A 26295-nucleotide genomic window follows, 5' to 3' on the forward strand; every position below is an offset into this window, starting at 1 on the left:
TGCGTCGCAAAATGAATTTTACCAAACCCTCAGAAGGATCCGATCACCGGGCCCGCATTGCCGCGCTGGAAAAGGCATTTGCCGTGCTTGAGATGTTCGGGCCGGAAACGCCTGAACTGAGAATTGCCGATGTTGCGAGGCGAGGAGGGATGAACCGGTCCAGCGCCCAGCGTCTGGTCCATACACTTGTCAAATCCCATTGGCTTGAACGCGACGCACTGAGCGGTGTCCTTTCTCTCGGGCACCGGGCGTGTTATCCCGCACATGTCTATCTTTACAGCAACGAGTTGATCGATCTCGTGATGCCGCTGGTCGTCGAACTGAATGCACGCACCGGCCTCAGCACCGACCTCTGGCTCCTCGACGGCAAGACCGCCGTTACGCTGGCCCGGGTCCCCTCACCCGCCGCATCCCTGGCACTTGCCCCGGTTGGCAGCCGCGTCGCACTTGCCGGGACCGCGCCCGGCCGGGCGCTGTTGTCTCTTATGGATGCCGCAACACTCGATACATTTCTGGCAACATGGACAGGCGACGCGGGTTTGCTGCGCGAGCGGATAGCCTCTGAGCGCAGCGTGGGATTTTCCTTTGACGGAACTGTCGAAGGCGGATCCCGCCAAGTCATTGCGACCGCTTTTCGCGATGCAGCCGGCCAGCCGCTTGCTGCGATTTCGCTTTCCGGTCCTGTAGACACAGAGGCAGCAGGCACGGTGACCGGGCAACTTTGCGAAACCGTCTCACGCATGGGGGAGTTGATGGTGACACGGGCGATACGCCCGGCCAACCTCGAGCCAAATCCACGCACGCTGTGGCCGCTGGTCGACGACGAGAATGATCCGCTCGCGGTGACCGCAGTTTCCAAAAGCCTGCATTTATTGCAGTTTTTCCACCCACAAACGCCGCTGCTCACCCTGACGCAACTTTCACAGCAGACCGGTTTTCCGGTGCCGACTGTCCAGCGCATTACAGATACGCTGGCGGGACTGGGCTATCTGAAGAAAGACCAGCCCAAACGCGCTTTCCATGTCTCGGAGCGGGCGCTTGATCTTCTTTATCGTTTCCAGATGGGAAACGCGTTGCTCCGGTCGGTATGGCCTCGGCTTATAAGGCTGCGGGAAGAATGCGGGCTGCGTTGTTCCTTCTGCATCCTGGACGGCACGGAAATCATCCACCTGCTGCATGTTCAAAGCCGACCGCAACCGGCTTTCAGAACCGCCTATCCGGGCAGGCGACTTCCGGCCGTTTCATCTTCCGGTGGTCGGGCGATCCTGTCGTGGCTGCCACCTGGAGAGATTGACAGAATTCTTTCGGAAAGCCCCGTCCAGCCCGGTACTCCCTTTACCGTTACGAACAAGGACCAAATCCGCACAGAGATTCTGGAGGCAAGCGTTCGAGGCGTGGCTTTCACGGATCGCCAGTCGATCCGCGACGAGGTAAATGTTGCCGCTGCGGTACCAGGGCCAGAGGGTCGTCCGGCGGGAGCCATCGTCGTATCCGCTCCTGTGCACAGCTGGTCTGTCGAGCGGCTTGAGCGCGAAGTCGTGCCCCTGCTGGTGTCCCACGCCCGTGGCGGATAAGATCTGCCGATGTTCTGATCCGCATGGGTCTCCTGGGAAGGGGGCGTCGAGATCAATTACGATCCTGACGGACTGCGTGTGACCATGCAGGCGCGGGTTTCACAGCTTGAGCAGTGATATCGAGCCGAAGCCATAATGACGAGCACCGATAATCGGCGGACCAGTTTTCGACCGACCGTCCATTGCTCCCGACTGCAACTGTCAGCATGAACGTTTCCAGACTCCCTCGGGCTAAGCTCTATTATGGAACTACCCGCGCTTTCATCCCACATGAGATGAGACGCGAGCTTTCCGATATTTCGGCGGAAGTTCTGCGGTTGGCAGATCGTCGACCTTGAACTGCTTGCCGGTCGACCCAGGGAAGCATGTTGAGCGCCACACCAAGCCCCGCGATGATCGCAGCAACTACGGGCCTGGTTCCGAATTTGTTCAACCCGGAAAATTTGAAGCCGGAAACAAGAGCACCAAGCGGTTTAACGATCAAGAACGGTATCAACAAGAATGGCATGGAGACGAGAAACAGCACCGTCGGGATCGCTGCCTCGAGCATAGGGTCGCCACCGTGTCGGAGGCGAATCCGCGGGTTACGGGCGATTGCAAATGGAATAAGTTCTTCCATGAAGCGAACGTAGCCGGCTGATTGATCGGTACGTGCCTCTCCCTGCCAATGCAGCGAGGATATCTCCCTCGACGCGAAGAGCATCCGCAAACGGGCGCTGTAGACGGGAAAACCGGTGGAGCCGACCCCACTCGTTACGTGAACGTGTATGAACCGAATGGAGGTCCACGGGATGAGACGGACGGATCCTGCCTGCGTCACCAAAAGGCCTTTGGCGTCGATGACGTAAGCGGTTGTGATCATTGTGGATCCCACGCGAGGCATCACGACTTGCGTGGTAAAGCTGTACGAAGGAGGGGCGTCCGTCTGCAATCAAGGGCTCTCGTGCGTTCAAAATCAGAAAGCCGGGCTAACCCGGCTTTCATTACTCATCGGAACGGCCATTAGCTGGTGGCGACGTGATACCATTGCTGTAGGTAGACCCAAGCGGTGTCGAGCGCTGCACCCACCACGAACACTACAACGAACAGTGCGACCGCAACAAAAATCGCTGGCACCTCAGGATTGCGATCACGCGCAAACTCGTCCGCCAATTTCTGCTCGTGGTAAATGTGAAGCAGGCTTTTTCCGTTCATCTTACCGTTCCTGGTCGTCTCGATCGCGCTTGTCTTCGCGCTCCTGCCTCAGTTCATCAAGGCGGTTCAACTGCCTTGCCGGAGGCTCCGCCTGCGAGACTTCGCCTTCTCGGACCGCTGCCTTTTCTTCTACTACAGGACGCGCGTTCGGAGAAGTCTCAACCCCGACAGTCTTGTCATCAAGCTCCGGAACAACCTCGGCTTACCATCTGCGCCGGGCGACCAGTTCAAGACGCCATCGATGGCGGAATGACCAAAAGCCAATGTCGCGCTACTGAAGAGAAGAAATGGCGTGGGTTTTCGGCCTGCTTTTAATCCCTGGAAATCGACCCTTGGAATGACTAGCCGGAAATCAACTCTGCGCGCTGGCCGGATTCGATATTTCCTATTTTGACAGGTTCGCAGTAAACTCCGAACGCGCGACCTGCTTTTCTCAATACCGTTCTGAGAATCTCCGGCTGTTCCGGCAGATCAGGCTGTGCGGCAAGGATCATTCCGCACCGTTTTGTGAGGTCTGTCACCTCGACCTCCGCCAGCCCGAAACTAATGACCTTACCGATCCATTGAAACTCAGCAAAACCTGTCACATTACTGGTTTCGAGTAGAATATTTGGCCGAAAGCGCAAACGGTCAACCGTACTATCCGATAACATTTGTTGAAGCTCGGCCAGTGACGAAGTGGTGACCAAGTGAAGTGCCGATCTCGAGTATCGGTTCTCAACGGTGGGAAGAGAAGGGGCAAGCGGGTCAGCATCGATGTAACTTCCGATACCGACGTCAAAACCAAAATACTTCGAAAGTTCCAGTCCCAATTGAGGATCTTCAATATAGAAATTACACCCAGTTGGAAACGTGATCCGCACACCGCCATCATCAATGGCGCTGCGGAGGAAAAGTGCCGGCCGCCATCGAACGTCTTTTTCCGGCGCTGCCGCGAGGCCGGATACACTGTCGAACAGCGCAAAACGCCTGTCGCCGACGATGCCCCCTGGCGCAATTTCGGCGCATTTGCATCGTTCTCCACCAAGCGAACTTACCGGGAAACGCCAGATCTCAGCGACTTTCCCGATAGCGTGTTTTGAGCGAAAAGTGACCGTCATATCTATTCTGTCCGCTATGTCAGGCTGTGAGCAGCAAGTCGGCTGTCGTCGCCCGAATATCGTCGAGGATAGCCTGCGCGGCCGCCTGCCCTAACTCAGCGGCGCTGGTGATACCCTGTACAAAGGGGTTCTTATGCAACAGGAATGGTATCGCCACGCAATAAAGCCGGTTGGATAACAAGCCGGTATCGCGTGGACGATAGCATTCGTCGACCTCGATACCACCGGTCCTCTTGAAGTTGTGGCCTGTCGTATCGGCTATTAATCCAGTCGAAGCCACGCGCGTGACAGCCGGTTTGACAGCTGCCTGCTTCACGAGCGAAGGAAACGGGAGGTCCCGTGCCGATAACGCCGTTTGGCCGGTAGCATCGATGAAACTTTCGAAGACTTCTTCCGAGCCGGCCGTGGTCACTCTGGCGCCCCGCGCAAGGCCACACGTGTCTATTGCGTAATCCTCTCCCAGCGCGATAATTTCCAACCTGCCAGCGTTTCGAAGCGCAAGCAAACGCTTGATCGAAAGGTGGGGTACGGTCGCATATTCATCGATGAATATACTTTTAAACGATCGGTTGAACCGCGCTAGGTCACGCGTGTCCAGGTGCGGGATTGCTCTGGCGATGATTTCATGTGTGATGAGTATGGCGTAGCGCCAAGGCACAGTGAATCGCTGCTCTGCGTTGCGTTCGACTTCGGCTAGGTTTGCTGCTGCCCAGACAAACGGATCCACTCCCGACCGGCGAGAGTAATATGCGTCAGCAAAGGTGTCCGCCGTCAGGCAATTTAGCCCTATTTCGGCTGCGTAGTCAGGATCGGCGGTCGCGATTTCCCGCTTGAAGAGCTCGAAAACCCTGTCGAGCAAACCGGCAGAGCCAATCTCGATTTCTCCATTGACAGCTTCCTGCGTGCAAACACTCGGTGTCCGGTAGGGAAGCGGGCAATAGAAATCCGCCTCCGGTAACAGTCCCTTGCGGGACATCATCACGGCTGTGAAGTTTTCGTGCCCGGTGGATGCGTGAAACCTCATTGTTCCCGTGTCGTCATAAACAAACGAGCCGCAGGATACCGCGACGGTCAAAAGCGCGTCGATACTGCTGAGCGACGTCCCAAGTATCCCAAGCCTTCCATAGCAGGAACTTTTGAGCGCGGAAGCGGGCCACGGAGACGCAAAGTAGCCTGGCTGCACTTCGGTCTTCTCGGGCCAATTATGGCCGGTCGCCATCACGACGTGGTCATAGATCGCGTCGAACTTTCCGTCAGGGCTTTCGACGCAAATTCGGATATGGTCGACGTCGAGCGATATATCACTGACGCGGTGCCCGGGGCGGATATCGATCTGGTGACCTTTCTCGACTCCATAATCCACAAGCGCACTGAACTGCTCTTGAAAATAATCACCGAGAACCAACCTCGGGTAAAACGCACGCTCGCTGATGGCATCGCGCACAATGGCAAAACGGTTAAGGTAATCGTCTTCCTGGCGAGATAGCCATTCCACCAGTGACAGCGGCAACGGCGGTATCTCGATGCTCGGAATGTTGGAAAGCATGACAGGATCATTTGAGCCGGGAAGATAGGGCGTTCCCTTCCCTGCCAACATTTCCGCTTCGAAAACAGTAATACTCATTGGGGAAGGAGAATGAATAAGTCGCTGAAGGGAAAAGATTCCGGTAGGCCCCGAACCGATAATGCAAATGCGACTGTTCATGCAAACCATCTCCAACGCCACCCTTTGCAGCGCCGGTTTATAACGGTGTGCAGCGCGGACTGTTCCAGTGACGGCAAACTTACATTCGGTGGACGCGCCGTGACGCGGCGATTCTGCCAATGACGCTGGTGTGCAGATTCGCTACGGATAGGATATCGCCCGTTCCATCTTGTCACGACGATATCAGAATACCAAATCATGACGGTTAACTCACGGCGGTTTTCATGACAGTCATAGCTTCCTACATCTACCGCCTTGGCCAGCGTGCCGAAGAACTCCCCTTGACTGGCCGACCGTTCCCCGAGAGGGGCGGCGAGTTTGCCTGGATCGGTATCACCGACCCGACCGTCGAGGAAATGGCGAGCCTGAAGTCGATGTTTGACCTGCATCCGCTTGCCGTCGAAGACGCACTGAACGGGAGGCAGGTGCCGAAAGTTGAGGTGTACGGCAATCAGCTCTTCGTCATCATCAAGACCGCTCATCTTGAGGGCGACAAGATTGCCTATGGCGAAACCTGTATTTTCGTCGGACGGCACCATGTGATTTCGGTCCGGCATGGTTCGGCACGCTCCCACAAGGAATTGAGGGAGCATCTCGAACAGTCTCCGCAACTCCTCGAACATGGCCCGGACTATGTCCTGCACGGTATCATCGATTTCGTCGTCGACGGTTATCTGCCGATGGTCGAGACGCTGGAGGACAAGGTGCTTGAGATGGAAAAGCACATGCTGATTGCATTTCTCGAACGGGAGCAGATCAGACGGCTTTTCCGCATGCGACGGCAGGTGATCCGCTTTCAGCGCATTCTGGGCCCGATGGAGGAGGTCGCTGGCAAGCTCGCCAATCTGGAGCTGCCCTGTATTGACGAGAACGCCAAAGCCTATTTTCGGGACGTGCTTGACCATGTACGGCGCGTCGAATTCATGATGTCAGGCTTGCGGGAAGTTATCACTTCCGTGTTCGAGGCCTCGAACCTGCTTGAACAGCAGCGCCAAGGCATGATCACCCGCCAGCTTGCAGCCTGGGCCGCGATCCTGGCTGTCCCAACGGCGATCGCCGGCATTTATGGAATGAACTTCGAGCACATGCCGGAACTGAAATCGGAATACGGCTATTATGTCGTGATCGCCGTAATCATCACCCTTTGCGCGATACTTTATTACCGGTTCAAGAAGACAGGATGGCTGTGATATATCGAGCAACCTTTACTCTCCATTCTGTGCAACGGCCCCAAATCACGGACAACGCTGAACCTGTTCAGGAGTTAAATTGGCTACCGGATTGATCGCATTGTTTGACGACGTGGCAGCGATAGCTAAGGCTGCCTCCGCGTCCCTCGACGACGTCGTAACCCAGACGGCCAAAGCCAGTGTAAAGGCGGCAGGTGTCGTGATCGACGACACCGCCGTCACGCCGGCCTACGTCGTCGGTCTGGCTCCCGCGCGTGAACTGCCGATCATTGGCAAAATTGCGCTTGGATCGCTTAAAAACAAGCTGATCTTCCTCCTGCCCATCGCTCTCGTCCTCGGATATTTCGCTCCCTGGCTCATCACACCGCTCCTGATGATCGGTGGCATATACTTGAGCTACGAAGGCGCGGAGAAGCTACATGAGGCGTTTTTCATTCACGCCTCGGAACACGGTCCGGACGACAACACGGCGCTTGATGCAACAGATCTGGAAAACCGCAAGGTCGCAGGCGCGATCCGTACCGACTTTATCCTCTCGGCCGAGATCATGGCGCTGACACTCGCTGGTGTGTCATCCTCCGGCATCTATACCCAGGCAGGGGTCCTGGCGGCGGTTGGCATCCTGCTCACCGCAGCAGTTTATGGTGTGGTCGCGCTCATCGTCAAAGCAGATGACGTCGGATTGCACCTGACGAAGTCCGGTGGACCCTTGTCAAGAACGGTCGGTGCCGGGCTGGTCAAAGGTGTACCGTTTCTTCTCAAGGCACTGGCAATCGTCGGAACGGCGGCGATGCTCTGGGTAGGCGGAAGCATTATCGTACACAGCCTCGCTGGGATCGGATGGCATCAGCCTGAACATCTGATCGAAACAGTCGCATCAAGGATAGAACAAACCCTGGTGATTGTCCCCTCCGTGACAAATTGGCTGGCCACCGCGTTTATTCAGGCGGTAATCGGTATAGCGACCGGCGGTGTCACGATCTTATTGCTGTGGATCTGGACGAAATTCACGCGGCGTATCGAACGACCCTAGTCACGTCTCCCGAACTTCTCGATCTATCCATGACGCTCGCCGAGCCACCTCCTCTCGGTGATCGTCGCGCGCGTTCTCGCCCTTTGCCTGTCGATAATCGTGCAAAGCGAGCGCTCCACAAAAACTCGCGGGCAAGTTTTGACCTGAGACACGTTTAGCGCTCGGTGGTTTGATAGGTCAAAGTTTATATGCGCCGGTTGTCATTTAACCGCGCGCTAACTCTGGGAGCGGGTTTTCTCAAGCAGGGTGAACCGATCCCCGGCCGTACGTTTTGTTAGGTAGATGCGGAGGAGGAAACATGAAGCTCATAAAGATCGGATTCGGTTTGTTGCTGATCTGCGGTGCTCTTTATGTGGTGCTTGGGGAGCAGCTTAGCGGCGCGAGTGCAAATGCGTTCATAAATGCCCGTTTGACGACGATACGCGCTCCCATCGCTGGCAAAATTGAATTGATTTCCAGGCCGCTGGGCGCCCAGGTTGCGCAAGGCGATCCACTGGGCTCTCTTGAGGATCCTCTTGTTGACGGCATCCGTCTCCTTGATCTCGAACTTCAACAGGCCGATGCTCAGACCGAAATAAAAAGGCTCGAGACCGTCGTCACGTCTTTCGATGAATCGATTGATGAGTTGCAGACCCGCGCGGCCATCTATCGTGAAGAAAGAAAACGCCAGCTCGCGGCTCAGGCTCAGTCTGCCGACGCCTCGCGTGCTGCATCCGAGGCACGTCTGAAATACGCGGAACTCAGCCGCGAGCGATCATCACGGCTAAGCGGTCAGGGCATTTCTACCGCACAGTCCCTTGAACAGGCCCAGTCACTTTCCGAGGTTTCCGCGCTGGAGGTCGCAAATGCAAAGGCTCAGGCCGCCGAAATCGTTGTGGCACAGAAGGCGGCCGAGCGGGGAGTATTCCTCGGAGACGGATTTAACGACGCCCCCTACTCCGAACAGAGGATTTCCGAGATCGACGTGCAGCGTCTGGAATTAAAAGCGCAACTTGAGGCGAAGAAACTGGCATTGGCTGCAATTTCCGATCGGCTGGCAAACGAGCGTCTTCGTGTAAACAGACTTTCTTCCTCAGATCTGGTGGCGAATGTGAATGGTGCGCTGTGGGAGTACCTCTCCGCTTCGGGCGAAACGGTCCAGCGCGGTCAGGACCTCATGCGCCTGATCGACTGCGACTCCGCAATTGTGACCTTATCCGTGTCGGAAAGCGTCTACAATTCCCTCAGGGTCGGCGCACCCGCGACCTTTCGCCTTAACCGAAGCCGTCAGGTTCTTCAGGGATCGGTAATCCGCCTTGCGGGTTCCGGCGCGGCTACGATCTATGAAAATATGGCAATAGCACCGAGTGAGCGCCACCTCCAGAGGTACGACGTGGCACTTGATGTGCCGGCTCTGCGGGACGACCCCGACCTTCGGTGCCTCGCAGGGCGCACGGGCAGGGTGTTTTTCGAAACGCGCGCTTTTGACTGGCTGCGAGGACTATGGAGATAGGACTTGGACAGTTTTCTCTATCTTAGCGAACTTCAGTCGAGCTTCGCTCATCTGGCTCTGGCCTTCGGGTGCGCACTCGTCCTGCCATACCTCCTGAACAATCGTAACTGGACCCACAGGACGTTCCTTTTCGCAATCGGAATGGCTTTAGCGGTGCGATATATCTGGTGGCGAGGAACCCAGACCCTGGCCCCGCCCGGCTTCACGCTGGACTGTCTGTTCAGTTGGTCATTCTTTGCTCTGGAAGCATTATCTGTTCTCTCGTCGCTGAGCGCGTTTACAATCCTGACCAGAACCACCGATCGGTCCCCTGAAGTCGAGGAGAATAAATCCTGGTGGCAACCGGATCCGCCTCCAAAAGTCGCGATTCTGATCGCCACATACAACGAGGAGCAAGCCGTTCTGGAACGGACGGTCGTCGGGGCAAAGGCCAGCGATCATCCGGACGTCCAGGTTCTTGTGCTGGATGACGGGCGCCGTGACTGGCTGCGTGACTTCTGCGAGGAGCACGACGTTCGATACCTTCGCAGGCCAGATAACAAGGGCTCGAAAGCCGGCAACATCAATCATGCCCTGGGCGTTCTTGCGCAAGACGATCAACCGCCAGACTTCATAGCCGTGCTGGACGCGGACTTCGTTCCTCACACGGATTTTGTCTCGCGCGCACTTGCGCTTTTCCACGACCAGGAGGTCGGACTGGTTCAAACACCCCAGCACTTCTTCAATCCGGATCCTATCCAGCATAATCTCGGGCTCAGCCGATCGTATCCCGACGAGCAGCGCTTTTTCTTTGACCATTTACAACCAAGCCGCGACGGGTGGGGCATCGCATTCTGCTGCGGCACGTCGTCGGTGATCAGATGGAGGGCAGTGCAGGCCTCCGGTGGGTTCCCGACAGACAGCATCACGGAAGATTTCATGCTGACGCTTCAGTTGCAGGAGCACGGCTATCGGACGGTCTATCTGAACGAAGCGTTGACCGAGGGCCTTGCTCCGGAGGGGTTGAAGGAATACGTCACTCAGCGAGCGCGATGGTGCCTGGGGCTCATGCAGATTGCCCGGGGAAGGCTGGGTCCCTTCTCGCGGAACAATTTGCGGCTGCGGGACCGCTGGAGCGTCGTTGACTCGGTATTTTTCTGGCTCACCACCTTCACATTCCGCATCGCCTCCATGACCTTTCCTCTCTTTTACTGGTTTTTCAACATCACGGTGGTCAACGCATCTGTTCCCGATGTCATCAGCTATTTCGGGGCGTATATGGTGTGGATCCTGTTCGTGTTGAACTTCACGTGTCAATCGGCGTCGTAACGGGACCCCTTATCGGCTCCCAAAAGGGACCCCTGCCTCTAGTTGCATCGGGTCAGCGCGCGTAGGCCCGGGGCTCTCCATTTAGCGCAAGGGCCTGCGGGCGCGGGTTGTTTGTCTTTTCGGCTTTAGCTTTGAGAGCGGTTTTTAAAGCGCCAGGATTCGTTCCCGGTTTCCACGATCTCGCAATGGTGGGTGAGCCTGTCGAGCAGAGCGGCGGTCATCTTGGCGTCGCCGAATACGGCCGGCCACTCGCCGAAGGCCAGGTTCGTCGTGACGATGATGGACGTCCGCTCGTAGAGCCTGCTGATGAGGTGGAAGAGGAGCTGGCCGCCCGCCTGGGCAAATGGGAGATAGCCCAGTTCGTCCATGATGACGAAGTCGAGCCTGGTGATGAAGTCGGCCAGCCGTCCCTGTTTGCCGCTACGTGCCTCCGTCTCGAGCCGATTGACGAGGTCGACGACGTTGAAGAAGCGGCCGCGTGCGCCATTGCGGATCAGAGCACGAGCAAGGGCGATGGACAGGTGAGACTTTCCCGTGCCGGTTCCGCCGACCAGAACGATATTGTGCTGCTCGGCGAGGAAGGCCCCGGTTGCGAGTTGGCGCACCAGGCCTTCGTTGACCGGCGTGTCGGTGAAGTCGAAGTCGTCGATGTCCTTGGCCAGCGGCAGCTTGGCGACGGTGATCTGGTATTTGATGGAGCGCGCTTGCTTCTCGGCGATCTCCGACTGAAGCAGGTCACCGACGATGCGCGGCGGTTCGTGCTGTCGCTTGATGCCGGAGGCCATGATCTCGTCATAGGCGCTACGCATGCCGAACAGCTTCAGCGTGCCCATCATGTCGAGGATTTGGGATCGTTCCATATCAGCTTGCCCTCCTCAGGCTGTCGTAACGGGCGCAGTCGGCCAGAGGCTCATGGGTCAGGCGAAGCGCATCGGGGATGGAAAGGATGGCGGCCGGCTGCGGATCACGCTTGCGGGCCAGAATGTTGATGATGACGGCGGCCGAGAACACGCCCTGATCGATCGCCTCCTGGCAGGCCGCTTCGACGGCGGGGAGCCCGTCCAGGCCCACGCATTCGAGGATCGACACCATCTGCCGGTCGCCGTCATGCATTGCCTTCAGCCGGCGGCGCACCTTCTCCATGGCGGCGGGCAAAACCCAGTCGTGGAACGGCGCACCGTTGCGCAGTGCTCCCGGTTTGCGGGTCAGGACCGGCACGTAATGCCAGGGATTATAGATCGTCTCGCCACGGCCGAAGCAGCGATCGTGTTGGCCGATTTCCACGCCATCCTGCCGGATGACGATGCGATCTGCATAGGCATGTATCTCGGCAGGGCGGCCGACTGCCGTAGACAGTACCGAGTATTTGTTGTTGTCGAAACGCACGAGGCAGGTCTTGCCGATCGAGGCCTGCACAGCGTGGAAGCCGTCGAATTTGCCGGGATAGCCGACCAGGTGCGGCCGCTCCGCATCGAACACCTCCCAGATCGTGCGCTCCGTCTGATCGACGTGCTTATGAGCGCGGGCGTAACTGATGCACTTGTCCAGCAACCAGCCATTCAGTTCATCGTAGGATTTGAAGCGCAGTCGCGGCGTGAAGAAGCGTTCGCGCACCAGATTGACCTGGTTCTCGACCTGGCCTTTCTCCCACCCCGACGCCGGCGTGCAGGCCACCGGTTCGATCAGGTAATGGCTGCACATCTGTAGGAAGCGGCGATTGTATTGCCGTTCCTTGCCGACGAAGACCGTCTCCACCGCGGTCTTCATATTATCATAGATGCCGCGCGTGCAGGCCCCGCCGAAGAAAGCGAACGCCCTGTCATGGGCGTCGAAGACCATCTCTTGCGTCTCGCGCGGATAGGCTCTCACATACATCATCCGGCTGTGGCAGAGCCGGATATGCGCAACCTTCACCGTCGTCGTCACGCCGTTCAGCACGACAATCTCGTGGCTCCAGTCGAACTGGTAGGCCTCGCCCGGCGCGTAATAGAGCGGCACATAGGCTTGCGCCGTCACGGACCCGCGCTCCTTCGCCCATGTTCGGGCGTAACGCCGGACTGTGTCGTAACCGCCCTCGTAGCCGAGGTCGCGCAAGTCCTCGAATATCCGGATCAGTGTCAGCCGTTCGCGAGAAGATTTGGCCTCATTGGCGAGGAGCATTCCATCGAGCTGACCGCGCCAGGGGCCGAGCTTCGGCTGAGGTTGACGGGTCCGTTCGTATTTGAACTCCGTCTCATCGGTGCGCAAAACCTTCCGCACCACTTTCCGCGATATGCCCAACTCCCGGCAGATCGCCTTGATCGACTTGCCCTGAACATGGGCTAGCCGCCGTATCTTCAGAATTGTTTCCACAATAAGCATCCGAACAAAAAGCCTCCGATGAAACCGGAGGCTGTTGTAACCCCATTGCAAATGGGGGTCCCGTTTGGACGCCGATCACCCCATGTGCGGGGTCCTTATTCCATGCCTAATCACACTTCATCTCGTCCGGAATGGTGATCCCCATCGTCAATGACGTCAGCCAGTTGCTTGGTGCGCTCCCCATATCGAGAGCCGCCATTGTGGGGCTTGTGAAGCCGAAAGGTCACCCTTTCAGTGTTACGGCAAAGGGAGGAGACCGAACCAAAGTCGTTGTCCAATGGCGTCTTATGCGCCCCTTCCTCCTTTTGACGTTTCTGACCGTCGCCGGGGTCCTGATCGGTCTGGTCTCTGACCGTTTCGCGTTCAATGACGCAGGAGACGGGAAGGTCGTTATCCTGTTCTGGACTGTTTACAATCTGGTGATCCTTGCCGTGACGCTGCTGGTCTGTGTCGAGTTGCCACGACGTGAGAAACACTATGCGGACCGTCCCGAGCGGGTCGTAATATCCCTCGGCGGTGCGCTGAAGCGCGTCTGGATGACGGACCTGACGCAGGAAACGGCCCGTCTCAGAGGGGTAGACGCGCCTATAGCTACCCAGATCATCATGAAACTCAAAGAAATCGGAGATTTCACCGCCACGGTGCTGGATCGGACCGACGACGGCCTGGTCGTTGCGCTGGGGTTGGATGAAACACAGTACCAGCTCTTGCTGAAAAGACTTTACGCTGGAGGGAGCGTACCAAGTGTCACGTCAACACGGCTATCGGCGATCATCAAGGATGCCACCACCCGTTTTGCCCGCCAGTGGTGGTCTAGCTTACTTAACCGCCGTCCTGCCGGTCTGCACTTGCCTGCAAGCGAGAAATTGCCGAGCCGATTGTCGCTAGTTCGGAAGTTCTCCTGCTCTCGTAGGGATATACGTTCTGTCCATCCGCAACGGCTTTGGCATTGACGGCGAGGTGATGGAACGGCCGGATAAACGAGACAATGAACAATGACATGAGGAGCAGAAGGAGCAGGGTCAGAAGAGACAAACTAATAAAAAGACCGCTGGAGAAGCTACTGGCCGCATTGCTGAATGCGTTCGCATCGATCCTCGCGACAATGGACCACCCGAACCTCGGTAGGCTTTGGTAGCTGGCCTCGGGAAGCGTGGCTACGAAGTAATTCTTGCCATCCGGCCATAACTCGAGGCTCACGCCGGTGGCACCTGTCCTTGCTCTTCGAAAGCTTGGCAGATCCAGGTTTGAAGGGCTCTCGTTCGTGGACGATATAACAGCCCTGCCCTCGGGATTGACTATGAGGACGTCGACGTCCAGGGCATCACTCAGCTCACGAATGTAGGCTTTTGCCCACTCCAGATTGAGATGAAGCCCAAGAACTCCTGTTACTGACTGACCAACACCGGTTACAGGGGCTGCCAGGTCGAGGAACCGTAACGGCTCCCCACTTTCGGGAGCAGGAAGTTTAGCCGCAAGAAGAACCGCTTCGTGCGCATCCCCGGCGAAGTTGCCCTGAAGCCCCCTCTGAAACCACGGACGGGATGACACGTCGGCGCCGACCAACAGACCGTTTGACGCGACACGGACTTTGCCGTCATTTCCGGCATAACCTGCCCACGACACAACCCGTCCGCTTCCCACGAGCGTTGAAAGATCGTCCTGGATCTCTTCAGGCTGGCTCACCGCAAGCGACCTTCCCAACGTTTCGAGGTTTGTCCATTCTCGATAAAGGGAAGCGGCGAAGGCTGTTTGAACGCCCCGTACCCTGGTTTCCACGGCAGTACGCAGACTTGCCTCCTGGAAACTGAGCATTCGATCGTCAATCACCTTGAACACAATCGCGGCACCGACGAGGATACAGGCAAACATGAAGCCCGCCGTGACTGCACTCAACGATGGCAGGCGACTTTTTGGTTCATTGGACATGGACACCCGCGCGTTTTGTCGTGTCAACCTCGACCGAAACTAGATAACGGCCGGCGGGCGAGCAATCTGCCGATTATCAGGGGTTGTTTTTTCGGCGTGAGGTCGCGAATTCGGATCTGCCAGGCATCGCGACTAACCTCGTTCCTGCACGGAGCCAATGTGACGAGCTTGGAAGGCTTGCATCCCATTGGTGTTGAGGAGAACGACGCATTTCGCCAGAAGCAGGTCGTGTTTTGCGATAACAGGGCGAGGAACAAGCGGGGGAGCAGAGTTACCTGGCTCCGCCCGCCGCGGAGTGCGACGGTTGATCAGCGGTTTACGTTATACGACTGTCGGTCAGGCCAGAAACCCGCGTGACCAGGCAGCGTCGAGACGGGATCAGGGGCCGAGAGCAGCGCGCGAGCAGCATTCGGCGACAAGGGCCGTGCGAGTAGAAAGCCCTGCAGATGATGGCAACCGAGGCTCTCCAGAGCATCGCGCTGCTCCGTTGTCTCAACACCCTCAGCCGTAATCTTCAACCCCTTGGCCCGCGCGACATTGATCATGGCAGTGACGAGGGCCCTGTTGTCGCTTCTGTGGATTTCCTCGATGAATGATCTGTCAATCTTGATGCGATCCACCTCAATCTTTTGAACCCGCGAGAATGACGAATATCCTGTTCCGAAATCATCAATCGCAAATCTTACTCCGGCTGCGCGCAGGGCCGCAATGGTCCGTTCCGATCGGCCGTCCTCTCCGGTAGCTGCGCTTTCCGTTATTTCGATTTCCAGGCGGTTAGCCGAAACCTTCCATTTTTCGAGCGCAGCAATCACGTTCAGCGGATAGGCCGGCGAACACAGTTCCAGCAAGGAGGCGTTGAGCGCGATGTCGATGTCGGGAAAGTGCGCCAGCATGGAACAGGCGTCTTCTAGCACAATGGCTCCGATTTCGTGGATCAAACCGCACTCTTCGGCCAGCGGAATAAACTCGCCGGGGCTTACGTATCCAAGTGTGGGGTGGTTCCATCGGGCCAGCGCCTCGAGGGAACAGAGCATCCCGTCCCGTGCTGAGAAGACTGGCTGATAGAATATCTCTATCTCCGCGCGGCCGTTGACCGCCTTCCGCAGGTCAGCTTCCATAGCCCTTCTCTTGCGAAGCAACTCGTCCATGTGCTCGCCGAATATTGCGTAAGTATTCCTGCCAGCTGCTTTGGCGTGATACAGTGCGATGTCGGCCTGACGTATCGCCTCGTTTGCATCAAAGGCGCCGTCCTTTACGGCCACTCCGACGCTGGCACCAATTGTGACTTGCGTCTCCTCGATCTCGAACGGCAATCGAAGGTCGTCCACAATGGATTTTGCAACCTGATCGGGCTGCAGCAAATCGTTCGATGTGACAAGGACGGTAAATTCATCACCACCAATCCGCGCAACAAGACTGTCGGGCAAAAGGCTCGTGAGCCGCGCCCCGACAAGTGATATCAATCTATCGCCTGCAGGATGTCCAAGCGAATCGTTCACCTCCTTGAACCTGTCGAGATCGATGAACAGCACGGCGTGTGCCTCGTCTTCCCTCGCATTATGCGCGGCGGTCGCAACTCTCGCATTGAATTCCGATCGATTGGCAAGGCCGGTTAGAATGTCGTGTGCCGCCTGATACTGCAACTGCTCCTGGTTCGCCTTCAATCGGTTCGAGCGTCTCCAGAGGGCGTTTCCGCCGACGCTCGCTGCACTGAATATGGCAAAAAAAGCAAATGCGATCGCGGGAATGGTAGCTTCAAGGACTTGCTGGCCGGGCCTGAACGGCTGCCATTCGAAGTAGCCAACGACCTGTCCGGATCTCGAATGCAACGCAAGATAAGAAAAACGCGGGTCCGTTGGCTGATGAAGGGCAAATCGAAGATTTTCGAACTGGTATTCCTGACCCACCGTTGCTGCGAGATCTCCGTCCAGAAATCGGACCGCAACATGCAGATTTTGTCGCCCCGGTTGCTGCTCGATATCACCCGTGTCGGAAACGATCGGTTTTATGCTTACGATCGCCGGACGTGAGCCAACGTAGACGATGTCGGCTTCTCCTATGGAGAGCACCTTGCTACTCGTTCCGTCCTGATCGCCTGCGATAAGGCGTTCCTTCAGCTTCGTCGCTAACGGGAGATAGGCGGTCCGCAAACCATCGGCGGTGGACGCGTCATTGTGATCGACAAGAAATTGATAGATCGGATTAAGGTCCGCTGTCAGCACGATTGCTGCATCGTGTCCGAAATAGGTATTCATCCATACGCCGAGATTGGTTTCCATCCAGTCTGGATTACGGGCAAGGGAGTTCGTGACGGCGTCATCCCAGACAGTGGCGCTTTCCTGATCATGAGCAATCGATGACTTGAGTTTCGATACCGTCAGGGCGACCACGTCACGCTGCCTTGCAACTGCGATACCGTCGCTTGCGATCGCCGCAAAATAGAGTGACAAGAGAAGCAGCCCGCAGATGGCGAATGACGCCATGACGGGCAGGCTAAATCTCCAAAACCATTTCGACTGCAGAAGGGTTTGCATCGTTTCATATCCGCCTGTGTTTCGTCCAGACTACGTGAACGAAACTTAAAGCGGCTGGAACCAACATGGTTAAGTCCGGTCGAAATCGCTTTCGTACGGTGCCGCACAAAACGGTTTCGAAAGAGGGATTGCGCTGTCACGGAGCGACCTGGCAATCTCTCCATCGACATGGTTGTAACGCTGGTATTTTCATCCCGCAGGAGTAACACCCGGTGCCGGTCCGCTTCCAACCTGGCTGATGGCAACCTCTTGCCTTGCCGGCGCCTCAGCCCGACTGCAGAGTTGCCAGACGCGATGAGGCACCAAAATAACAGAAAATTTGGCCGACTGGTCAAAACGGTGGAGCACCGTCGCTTCACGGGCTCGCGCATTTTGAGTTCGTTATTTGTAAGTTCGGGCACGCGCTGCATCCGCTTCTCCTACCCCTGGCTCTGCAGTGGCAATTTTACCTGATGATTTCGTCTCGGTTGCGCTTCCTGGCGATTTGGCCATATTTGTCGGCTCAATAGTCACGGGGAAAGAAAAAATGTCGATAAATGCTAGGTCTAGGGTCGCGGTGGTGATGGCTGCGCTTCTCTTGGGGGCGAGCTCTGCGCTTGCAGAAACAGTGTTACACCGCGGTAATGCCGGCGAACCACAGACGCTCGATCAGGCACAGACCTCCATCAATATCGAGGCCTTCATCGTCAAGGATCTCTATGAAGGTCTGACCATCTATGACGCGACCGGCAAGATCATTCCGGGCACGGCCGAAAGCTGGACGCTGTCTGACGATGGTACCGTTTACACGTTCAAACTGCGCGCCGATGCGAAGTGGTCGGACGGTACACCCGTGACGGCGGAAGATTTTGTCTTCTCTTATAAGCGCGTCGAAGACCCGAAGACCGCAGCGAAATACGCCAATATTCTCTACCCGATCAAGAACGCCGAAAAGATCAACAAGGGCGAAACGCCTGTTGACCAGCTTGGCGTCAAGGCGGTGGATGACAAGACCCTGGAGATCACGCTTGAGCGGCCGACGCCGTTCTTCCTTGAACTGCTCGCCCATCAAACGGCTCTGCCCATTTCCAAGGCGAGTTACGAAAAGAACGGCGCGGATTTCGTGAAACCGGGCGTGATGGTGTCGAACGGCGCCTACAAACTCGAAGCTCATGTTCCGAACGACAGCCTCACTGTGGTCAAGAACACCAATTTCTGGGACGCTGCCAATACCAAGATCGACAAGGTGATCTTCTACCCGGTTGACGACCAGGCCGCCTCCGTTCGCCGTTTCGAGGCGAAGGAAATGGACCTCGCCTACAATTTTTCAGCTGACCAGATCGACCGTCTGCGCAAATCCTATGGCGACCAGGTGCACGTTTCACCGACGCTCGCGACCTACTACTACACCTTCGATACGCGCGAAGCGCCATATGACGACGTCCGCGTGCGCCGGGCGCTATCCATGGCTGTCGACCGCGACTTCCTCGCCAAGGAAATCTACAGCGGCTCGCAAGTTCCGGCCTATTCGATGGTTCCACCCGGCATGGATTCCTACGGTGAGCCCGCCAAGGCCGACTTTGCAACCCTGTCGCAGCTTGATCGCGAAGACGAAGCTCTAAAGCTCATGAAGGAGGCCGGTTACGGTGAAGGTGGCAAGCCTTTATCCATCGAAATCCGGTACAATACCAACCCCAACCACGAACGCGTTGCGACCGCCATTGCCGACATGTGGAAAAACACCTTCGGCGCCAAGGTCTCCCTCGTGAACCTCGACGTTGCCTCGCACTACGGCTACCTCCAGGAAGGCGGCAAGTTCAATGTGGCGCGTGCTGGCTGGGTCGCTGACTATGCGGATGCGGAAAACTTCCTTGCGCTCTCCATCTCGTCCAACAAGACCTTCAATTACTCGAAGTTCAACAACGCCGAGTATGATGCATTGCTGAAGAAGTCCTATGAGGAAAAGGATCCGGCAGCTCGCTCCAAGCTGCTGCACGAGGCCGAAACGATCCTCATGAAGGAACAGCCGGTAGCGCCGCTTCTGACGCAGGCCGATCTTTGGCTGGTGTCCAACCGCGTCAAGGGTTGGGTGGACAACGCTGCCAATCAACACCTCAGCCGCTTCCTGAGCGTTTCCGAATAAGCAGCACTGGCACGGTGGCCCCGCCACCGTGCCATGCCGGAGCCCAAAAACATGATCTCGTTTATTCTGCGCCGTTTGGCGAGCGCCGTGCCGACGTTGTTTATCGTCGTCACGATCTCGTTTTTCCTGATGCGTTTTGCGCCCGGTGGTCCGTTCAATCTCGAACGCCCCCTCCCCCCGCAGACCATGGAAAATCTGATGAGAACCTATCATCTGGATGAGCCACTATGGCGCCAGTATCTCATCTATCTCGGCAATGCCGTCACCGGCGATTTTGGCCCAAGCTACATCTATAAGGACAACACCGTCGCGCAGCTGATCGGCAAGGGCCTGCCCTATTCGCTCGAACTGGGTTGTTATGCCCTGTTGCTGGCTCTGGTGGGCGGCGTGCTCGCCGGCACGCTCGCAGCACTCAGGCAAAACAGCGCTTTCGATTTCTCGATCATGTCAATCTCGACAGTGGGCGTCACCGTCCCGAACTTCGTCGTGGCCCCTGTTCTCACGCTTGTATTTGCCGTGCTGCTCGGGCTTCTTCCGGCAGGCAGCTGGGGTGACGGGTCGCTACGCTACCTCATTCTTCCGATGATCGCACTTGCGCTGCCGCAGCTTGCAGTCATTGCCCGGCTGACGCGCGGTGCCATGATCGAGGCACTGCGAATGGACCACATCCGCACGGCCAAGGCCTATGGCCTTCCCGCGCGCAGCGTCGTCGTTTTCCACGCCATGCGCGCGTCAATGCTGCCGGTCGTTTCCTATCTCGCTCCCTGCGCCGCCGCGCTTTTGACTGGCTCGGCAGTCATCGAAACGATCTTCACCATTCCCGGTGTCGGCCGCTACTTCGTTCTCGGCGCCATCAATCGTGACTATACGCTGGTGATGGGCACCGTTGTTCTCGTCGCCATTTTCGTCATCCTGTTCAATCTAGTCGTCGATATTCTCTACGGCCTTCTTGATCCGAGGGTCAGACATGACTGATAGCCCCGGCACTAACCCTCATTCGCAACAAATCAAAAGCCGCAGCCTGTTCCAGCTGGCAGTCCTGCGTTTCAGACGCAACAAGGCAGCCATGGCGGGTTCCGTCATGTTGCTCCTTATCACTCTGTTCTCGTTTGTCGGGCCTCATTTCCTGGCACATACCTATGATCAGGTGTTTTCCTCCTATGTCTCGGTGGCGCCCAGTCTCGAGCCACGCCCGGATGTGAATAACCTTCAGGACGTGATGGAGGGTGTTGCGAGCCGGGCCCGCGTCGAGCTGAAGGAATTTGCCGTTGAAGGCCAGACTTTCACGGCGACCATCACCTCCAGCAGCGCAATCGATCCGCGCGCAACACGCTACTTCGACCGTGCCAATGAATTCAAAAATACCAAGGTGACTGCGACCGAAGACGACGGACGCACGCTGAAGCTGGAAGGCGACGTCAACCGCGAATACTTTTTCTTCGGTACAGATTCCAACGGCCGCGACATGCTTGCGCGCGTCATGCTTGGCGGTCAGATTTCGATTGCGGTCGGTGTCCTGGCGAGCCTCGTTTCCTTGGGAATCGGCGTGGTCTACGGTGCAACAGCGGGCTATATTGGAGGGCGCGTGGACAATGTGATGATGCGCTTCGTCGAAATCCTCTATTCACTGCCCTTCGTCTTTCTGGTTGTGGTTCTGGTCGTCTTTTTTGGCCGCAGCTTCATCCTGATCTTCCTCGTCATCGGCGCGGTGGAATGGCTGGATATGGCGCGCATTGTCCGTGGCCAGACGCTTGCCCTGAAACGGCGGGAATTTGTCAGTGCGGCGCAGGCTCTGGGACTAAGCGACTGGCAGATTATCCGCCGTCATATCATCCCCAATACGATCGGACCCGTTGTCGTGTTCGTGACGGTCGTCGTGCCCAAAGTCATTCTTCTGGAGAGCTTCCTGTCCTTCCTCGGTCTCGGCGTTCAGGCGCCGCTCACAAGCTGGGGCGCGCTGATTTCCGAAGGTGCCAACAACATCCAGTCCGCCCCCTGGCTTCTGATATTCCCGGCGATCTTTTTCGTGCTGACCCTGTTTTCGCTGAATTTCGTCGGCGATGGGTTGCGTGATGCACTCGATCCCAAGGATCGTTGACATGAAGACGACAACTGACACCATTCTTTCCGTTCGCGACCTGAAGGTCGACTTCAACACACCGGACGGAACCGTCCATGCCGTCAAGGGCATCGACCTTGACGTCAAACAGGGCGAAACGCTCGCTGTCGTCGGCGAGTCCGGTTCTGGCAAAAGCCAGACGATGATGGGCATCATGGGATTGCTTGCATCCAATGGCGCCATCAGCGGCTCCGCGAAATATCGCGGAAAGGAACTTCTTGGACTGCCTGTCGGCGAGCTCAACAAAATCCGTGGCGCGAAAGTCACCATGATCTTCCAGGAGCCGATGACCTCGCTCGATCCTCTCTACCGGATCGGTGCGCAGATTGCCGAGCCGATCATTCACCACCGCGGTGGCAGTAAAAAGGAGGCGCGCGCACGCGTTCTCGAACTGCTGAGGCTCGTCGGAATTCCGGAGCCCGAGCGGCGTATAGACAGCTATCCTCACGAGCTTTCCGGTGGTCAGCGCCAGCGCGTCATGATCGCCATGGCGCTCGCGAACGAGCCGGACATCCTGATAGCGGATGAGCCGACCACCGCCCTCGACGTTACGATCCAGGCCCAGATCCTTGATCTTTTGAAGTCGCTGCAGCAGCGTTTCGGGATGGCGATCGTGCTGATCACGCATGATCTCGGCGTCGTCCGCCACTTTGCCGATCGCGTCGCGGTCATGCGACGGGGGGAAATCGTAGAGGCTGGGACCACGGAGGATATCTTCGAGCGCCCGAAGGCGGATTATACCCGGATGCTTCTCGATGCCGAGCCCCGAGGGAACAAGCCTGCAGTCAGCCGAGAGGCTCCGATCGTGCTTTCCGGCCAGAACGTAACGATCGATTACACAATTCCGGGCGGCTTCCTGTCGAAATCGAGCAAGTTCCGGGCCGTTGATGGCGTGAACGTCAATCTTCATCAGGGACAGACGATCGGCATTGTTGGCGAATCCGGGTCAGGCAAATCCACGCTCGGTCGCGCTCTGCTGCTCCTGATCCAGGCCGATGGCCGGATTTTTTTCGGAAAACAGGAAATCACCGGGCTTGATCGAAAGGCCATGCGGCCGCTACGGCGGCATCTCCAGCTCGTGTTCCAGGACCCCTATGGTTCGCTTTCGCCGCGACAGACAGTAGGCGAGATCATCACCGAGGGGCTCTTCGTCCACGACCAGGACCTCAACCGTGCGGAACGGGACAGGCGCGCAATCGAGGCGCTGAAGGAAGTGGGCCTCGATCCCGCCGCCCGCAACCGCTACCCCCACGAATTTTCCGGGGGGCAACGCCAACGTATCGCCATTGCCCGTGCCATTATTCTCAAACCAGAGGTCATCATTCTTGACGAACCCACGTCGGCGCTGGACCGGTGCGTTCAGGGCCAGGTTATCGACCTCCTGCGTGATCTACAGAAGGCCCACGGCCTTTCCTACATCTTCATCAGCCACGACCTGTCCGTCATCAAGGCCATTTCAGATTATGTCATCGTCATGAGAAACGGAAAGATTGTCGAGGAGGGAGAGACAAACGCCATCTTCAACCGGCCTTCGGCTGAGTACACCAGAACACTTATCAAATCAGCTTTTTCGCCCGCCGTCGTGCCGTAGATAAAAAAAGGAGCGCACGCAGACCGCAGCGCACTGGCTCCGCCCGTGCGAAACCAGTTGCTTTTGGGCAGGTGCTCATCAGGCTGTGACGTCCGGCGCGGGTGGCACAGTGCAACATATCGGGGTTAGCACCTCCTTAGTCGCTCAATTGTGAGGCTCGCGACTTGTCGGAGCCTGCCGACCGTTGAGAGGTCGATGCGCTCGTTGCGCACGTCATTGCAACCGGTATTGAACGCCGGGCACTATCGAGGGTGCTGTTTCGCAAAAACCTCAGGGCGCCTCGCCATTGCGGACGTGCGAGCTGACGACCACGCGTCATTCCTTAGGAGCACAGGAGCCCTGTTATTACCCGCCTGTCGCTGGTCGTCATTTGTTTACTCGCTCTTCGAATGTTCGATGACGTGGAAACGCCAGGAAAGACCGGCAGTCGGACCATGCAAACTTCCGCCCTCATGAGCCGTTGAACGCCACTCGACCGACCAGAGGCGATCGTCCTCCTCACTCGAGGATCGATCGCAAGTACGTTGCTTGACATAAACTGGCTTCACCCAAGCACCGGATTGATCTATCGTGTTAGCAGACATGACAGTCGATGTGCATCCGGACGGCGAGGGTCGCCAAGGCAATGTCCGGCCGCGACGATCTCGCCAAGCGGGCGCGAAAGGTCGAGGATCCGCTGAAACTGGTCATCGTCCGCGACATGTGGCTGACGGGGTTCGATGCGCCCTGCATGCACACGATGTATATCGACAAGCCGATGCGCGGTCACGGGTTGATCCAGGCGATTGGCCGCGTCAACCGTGTCTTCGAGGAGAAGCCAGACGGCCTCGTGGTCGATTACATCGGCATCGCCACTAACCTGAAGAAGGCGCTCGCGCAGTATTCCCAATCCGATCGAGACAAGACGGGGATTGATGAAGAGGAAGCCGTCGCCGTCCTCCTGGAGAAATACGAGATCGTCCGGGGCATGTTCACCGGGCATGACTACAGCCTGGGTGTCACGGACAAGCCTATCGAGCGGCTGAAGGCGCTGGCAGACGGCATCGACTGGATCTTGAAGTGGCAGCAGGCGGAAGCAGCAAAAGTCGAAAGCCCAGAGGTCAAGAAGCAGGCGCATCGCCGATATCAGGATGCGGTTTTGGAGCTGAGCAAGGCCTATGCCCTTGTCTCCGCCAGCGATGCGGCAACGGAAATTCGTGATGAGGTGTCCTTCTTCCAGGCCGTTCGCGCCGCTCTGGTGAAAACCACGGCTACCGGCAAGATGTCCGACAAGGCCAAATCAATGGCGGTGGCGCAGCTTCTCAACCAGGCCGTAGCCAACGCCGAGATCGTAGACATTCTGAAGGCTGCGGGGCTGCAGTCGCCCGACATCTCTGTTCTCTCTGACCAGTTCCTGATGGACGTCCAGAAGATGGAGAAGAAGAACCTCGCGCTGGAAGCTTTGAAGAAGCTTCTGAACGGGGAGAGCAAGAGCCGGTCCAAAACCAATTTCGTTCAGTCCAAGACCTTCTCTCGACGCCTTGAGGAGGCGGTGGCCCGGTATCATGCCAATGCGATTTCGACGGTCGAAATGATTCAGGAACTGATCGCGCTGGCCAAGGAGATCCAAACGGCGACCGCACGTGGCGATGAGCTTGATCTCTCTCCGGAGGAGATCGCCTTTTATGACGCGCTTGCTGGCAATGAGACGGCCGTCGAGGTCATGGGTAGCGAACAGTTGCGTGTGATCGCCCACGAACTGGTCGAGAACATGCGGGGCTCAGTCACCGTTGATTGGCAACACAAGGCAAGTGCCCGCGCCAGGATGCGCATCCTAGTGAAACGCATCCTCAAGAAGTTTGGATATCCGCCAGACCTGGAGCAGGAGGCCATACAAATGGTGCTCGCACAGGCAGAGCTACTTTTGCATGAGATAAGTCGAGGCTGAAGAAAACGCCACTGCACTCTTTGGTCAACCAAGAGCGAAGCGAACTTTTTCGGGGCCTAGGCACGAAGACTTTACCCACGGTGCGACGTTCGCGACACTTATCTAACAGCCAAGCCAACGATGATGATCCTCACACAACAATTATGTGGGTCATTTTGTGGGGCGAAGGCGCAAATTAATTACGACGCATTGATAAAATTACGCTTTTTTGCATCAATGGCGGAGAGGGTGGGACCGCCCCCCAAACGCCGCGTAACCCATTGATTCACGAGTCACCAAAAACCAGTTTGGGTACATTCGTGGGTACATCTCCATTTAAGCCACGATGTAGGCCATGTCCAGGCGTTCACGGCTTGAAGGGATCGTCGTCAGGCCGTTCCTTATCGTCGGAACCTACGAGCGGTTTCAAGGTTTCCTCCGCCTCGGCGGGAGCAGGTACTTTCTCCGCCGGTTTCCGCTTTCCTTCGATCGATGCCAGCGTGGAGCGCAGAAGCCTGATGTCGGTATCTTCTTCGGTATCCCCGCGAACATGGCATTGGGTGAGACTGGACCACAATCCGGAACGCTCAATGTGATCCAGCCAATCGCGTGAGGCTTCGGGGGCGCGCTTGTGCAGTTCCTGGAGCGCATCACGCCGAAGGGCACCGCCCTGTCGGATATGGTCAAACAGGGTGGCATATGGAACCTTTCCTTGGCTGAGGACCACATCCACGTAGCGCGGTGATATGCCAAGGCGTTGCGCGACCTCGCGCTTCTGCTGATAGGCTGGAGAATAGGCTGGCGGGATATACGACGCAACCGCAGCAGAAGCAGGGAGCGGCATCCTGCCGAAGATCGACGCGAACAAGGCCAACAATTGGAGTGCTGCCGATCCGGCGGGGTTCGTGCCACGGAGACGGCGGGCCTCGATCATGCGTTTGCGTAACCTGTCGTAACAGGTACGGCGTTTGCGTTTCGAGGTGAGCTTGGTGTCTTTCATTGTGGAGTCCTCCTTCGGAAATCATATGTCGGCGTCGGGACGGTCGCCCTTTCCGCAGGCGGATCAGGAAATGATTTCTGCATCCGTCTGGCTGTTTCGATCTGGCGAGTGAGGCTCACGCTCTGAGGCTCAAAGAT

Annotated in this window: 20 protein-coding genes; 10 read left to right on the forward strand and 10 right to left on the reverse strand. The window is 57.2% G+C overall.

The genetic code is table 11. The features are described from left to right. Positions 1-11 precede the first annotated feature (11 nt). Positions 12-1574, forward strand: coding sequence for an IclR family transcriptional regulator (locus EGT36_RS20940; protein WP_125270985.1), 1563 nt, complete (start codon positions 12-14; stop codon positions 1572-1574). Between the two features lie 241 nt (positions 1575-1815). On the opposite strand, the gene EGT36_RS20945 is transcribed toward EGT36_RS20940, so the two are convergent. The 4 genes from EGT36_RS20945 to EGT36_RS20960 form a co-directional block, all read right to left on the reverse strand. After that, positions 1816-2436, reverse strand: coding sequence for a hypothetical protein (locus EGT36_RS20945; protein ID WP_286084251.1), 621 nt, complete (start codon positions 2434-2436; stop codon positions 1816-1818). Between the two features lie 140 nt (positions 2437-2576). Next, positions 2577-2768 (reverse strand): hypothetical protein, encoded by a 192-nt coding sequence (locus EGT36_RS20950; RefSeq protein WP_044459536.1) that lies wholly within the window; start codon positions 2766-2768, stop codon positions 2577-2579. Positions 2769-3109: 341 nt separating this feature from the next. Further along, positions 3110-3868, reverse strand: a complete 759-nt coding sequence (locus EGT36_RS20955) for an MOSC domain-containing protein (protein ID WP_125270986.1) — start codon at positions 3866-3868, stop codon at positions 3110-3112. Positions 3869-3887: 19 nt separating this feature from the next. Continuing rightward, positions 3888-5573 carry an FAD/NAD(P)-binding protein gene (locus tag EGT36_RS20960; RefSeq protein WP_125270987.1) on the reverse strand — a complete coding sequence of 562 codons (1686 nt, stop codon included), beginning with the start codon at positions 5571-5573 and terminating at the stop codon, positions 3888-3890. Positions 5574-5797: 224 nt separating this feature from the next. On the opposite strand from EGT36_RS20960, the gene EGT36_RS20965 reads away from it, so the two are divergent. The 4 genes from EGT36_RS20965 (at position 5798) to EGT36_RS20980 (ending at position 10596) form a co-directional block, all read left to right on the forward strand. Further along, on the forward strand, positions 5798-6763 hold the full coding sequence (locus EGT36_RS20965) for a magnesium and cobalt transport protein CorA (protein WP_125270988.1): 966 nt from the start codon (positions 5798-5800) through the stop codon (positions 6761-6763). Positions 6764-6842: 79 nt separating this feature from the next. Next, entirely contained in the window at positions 6843-7796 is a 954-nt protein-coding gene (locus tag EGT36_RS20970) for a DUF808 domain-containing protein (RefSeq protein ID WP_125270989.1), read from the forward strand. Between the two features lie 298 nt (positions 7797-8094). Beyond that, positions 8095-9288 (forward strand): HlyD family secretion protein, encoded by a 1194-nt coding sequence (locus EGT36_RS20975; protein WP_125270990.1) that lies wholly within the window; start codon positions 8095-8097, stop codon positions 9286-9288. 3 nt (positions 9289-9291) lie between these two features. Next, positions 9292-10596, forward strand: coding sequence for a glycosyltransferase family 2 protein (locus tag EGT36_RS20980; RefSeq protein WP_286084254.1), 1305 nt, complete (start codon positions 9292-9294; stop codon positions 10594-10596). 125 nt (positions 10597-10721) lie between these two features. Here EGT36_RS20980 and istB read toward each other — a convergent pair whose 3' ends face one another. The 5 genes from istB to EGT36_RS21005 all read right to left on the reverse strand — a co-directional run bounded on the left by istB (position 10722) and on the right by EGT36_RS21005 (position 17420). Further along, entirely contained in the window at positions 10722-11456 is a 735-nt protein-coding gene (gene istB / locus EGT36_RS20985) for an IS21-like element helper ATPase IstB (protein ID WP_003501246.1), read from the reverse strand. Position 11457: 1 nt separating this feature from the next. Then, entirely contained in the window at positions 11458-12957 is a 1500-nt protein-coding gene (gene istA, locus EGT36_RS20990) for an IS21 family transposase (RefSeq protein WP_052821263.1), read from the reverse strand. 110 nt (positions 12958-13067) lie between these two features. Beyond that, on the reverse strand, positions 13068-13433 hold the full coding sequence (locus tag EGT36_RS30585; RefSeq protein ID WP_172965683.1) for a hypothetical protein: 366 nt from the start codon (positions 13431-13433) through the stop codon (positions 13068-13070). A 346-nt stretch (positions 13434-13779) separates the two neighbouring features. Further along, entirely contained in the window at positions 13780-14886 is a 1107-nt protein-coding gene (locus EGT36_RS21000; RefSeq protein WP_072495000.1) for a cache domain-containing protein, read from the reverse strand. Between the two features lie 308 nt (positions 14887-15194). Further along, positions 15195-17420, reverse strand: coding sequence for a bifunctional diguanylate cyclase/phosphodiesterase (locus tag EGT36_RS21005; RefSeq protein WP_125270991.1), 2226 nt, complete (start codon positions 17418-17420; stop codon positions 15195-15197). Between the two features lie 526 nt (positions 17421-17946). Between EGT36_RS21005 and EGT36_RS21010 the strand changes: the two genes are divergently transcribed. The 5 genes from EGT36_RS21010 to EGT36_RS21030 all read left to right on the forward strand — a co-directional run bounded on the left by EGT36_RS21010 (position 17947) and on the right by EGT36_RS21030 (position 25179). Beyond that, positions 17947-19542, forward strand: coding sequence for a peptide ABC transporter substrate-binding protein (locus tag EGT36_RS21010; protein WP_112766005.1), 1596 nt, complete (start codon positions 17947-17949; stop codon positions 19540-19542). A gap of 51 nt (positions 19543-19593) precedes the next feature. Then, positions 19594-20517: an oligopeptide ABC transporter permease OppB gene (gene oppB, locus EGT36_RS21015; RefSeq protein ID WP_100911599.1), complete on the forward strand. Its 924-nt coding sequence runs from the start codon at positions 19594-19596 to the stop codon at positions 20515-20517. After that, on the forward strand, positions 20510-21640 hold the full coding sequence (locus EGT36_RS21020; protein ID WP_004437370.1) for an ABC transporter permease: 1131 nt from the start codon (positions 20510-20512) through the stop codon (positions 21638-21640). The genes oppB and EGT36_RS21020 overlap by 8 nt, the downstream gene beginning before the upstream one ends. A gap of 1 nt (position 21641) precedes the next feature. Further along, a complete protein-coding gene (locus EGT36_RS21025) occupies positions 21642-23252 on the forward strand; it encodes an ABC transporter ATP-binding protein (RefSeq protein ID WP_172965684.1) in 1611 nt (536 codons plus the stop codon). A 592-nt stretch (positions 23253-23844) separates the two neighbouring features. Continuing rightward, entirely contained in the window at positions 23845-25179 is a 1335-nt protein-coding gene (locus tag EGT36_RS21030; protein ID WP_286084255.1) for a type I restriction enzyme endonuclease domain-containing protein, read from the forward strand. 346 nt (positions 25180-25525) lie between these two features. Here the strand turns inward: EGT36_RS21030 and EGT36_RS21035 are convergent, their stop codons facing one another. Beyond that, positions 25526-26158: a hypothetical protein gene (locus EGT36_RS21035; RefSeq protein ID WP_125270992.1), complete on the reverse strand. Its 633-nt coding sequence runs from the start codon at positions 26156-26158 to the stop codon at positions 25526-25528. Positions 26159-26295: the final 137 nt, after the last annotated feature.

The organism is Agrobacterium sp. FDAARGOS_525 (assembly GCF_003938925.1).
Lineage (GTDB): Bacteria > Pseudomonadota > Alphaproteobacteria > Rhizobiales > Rhizobiaceae > Agrobacterium > Agrobacterium pusense.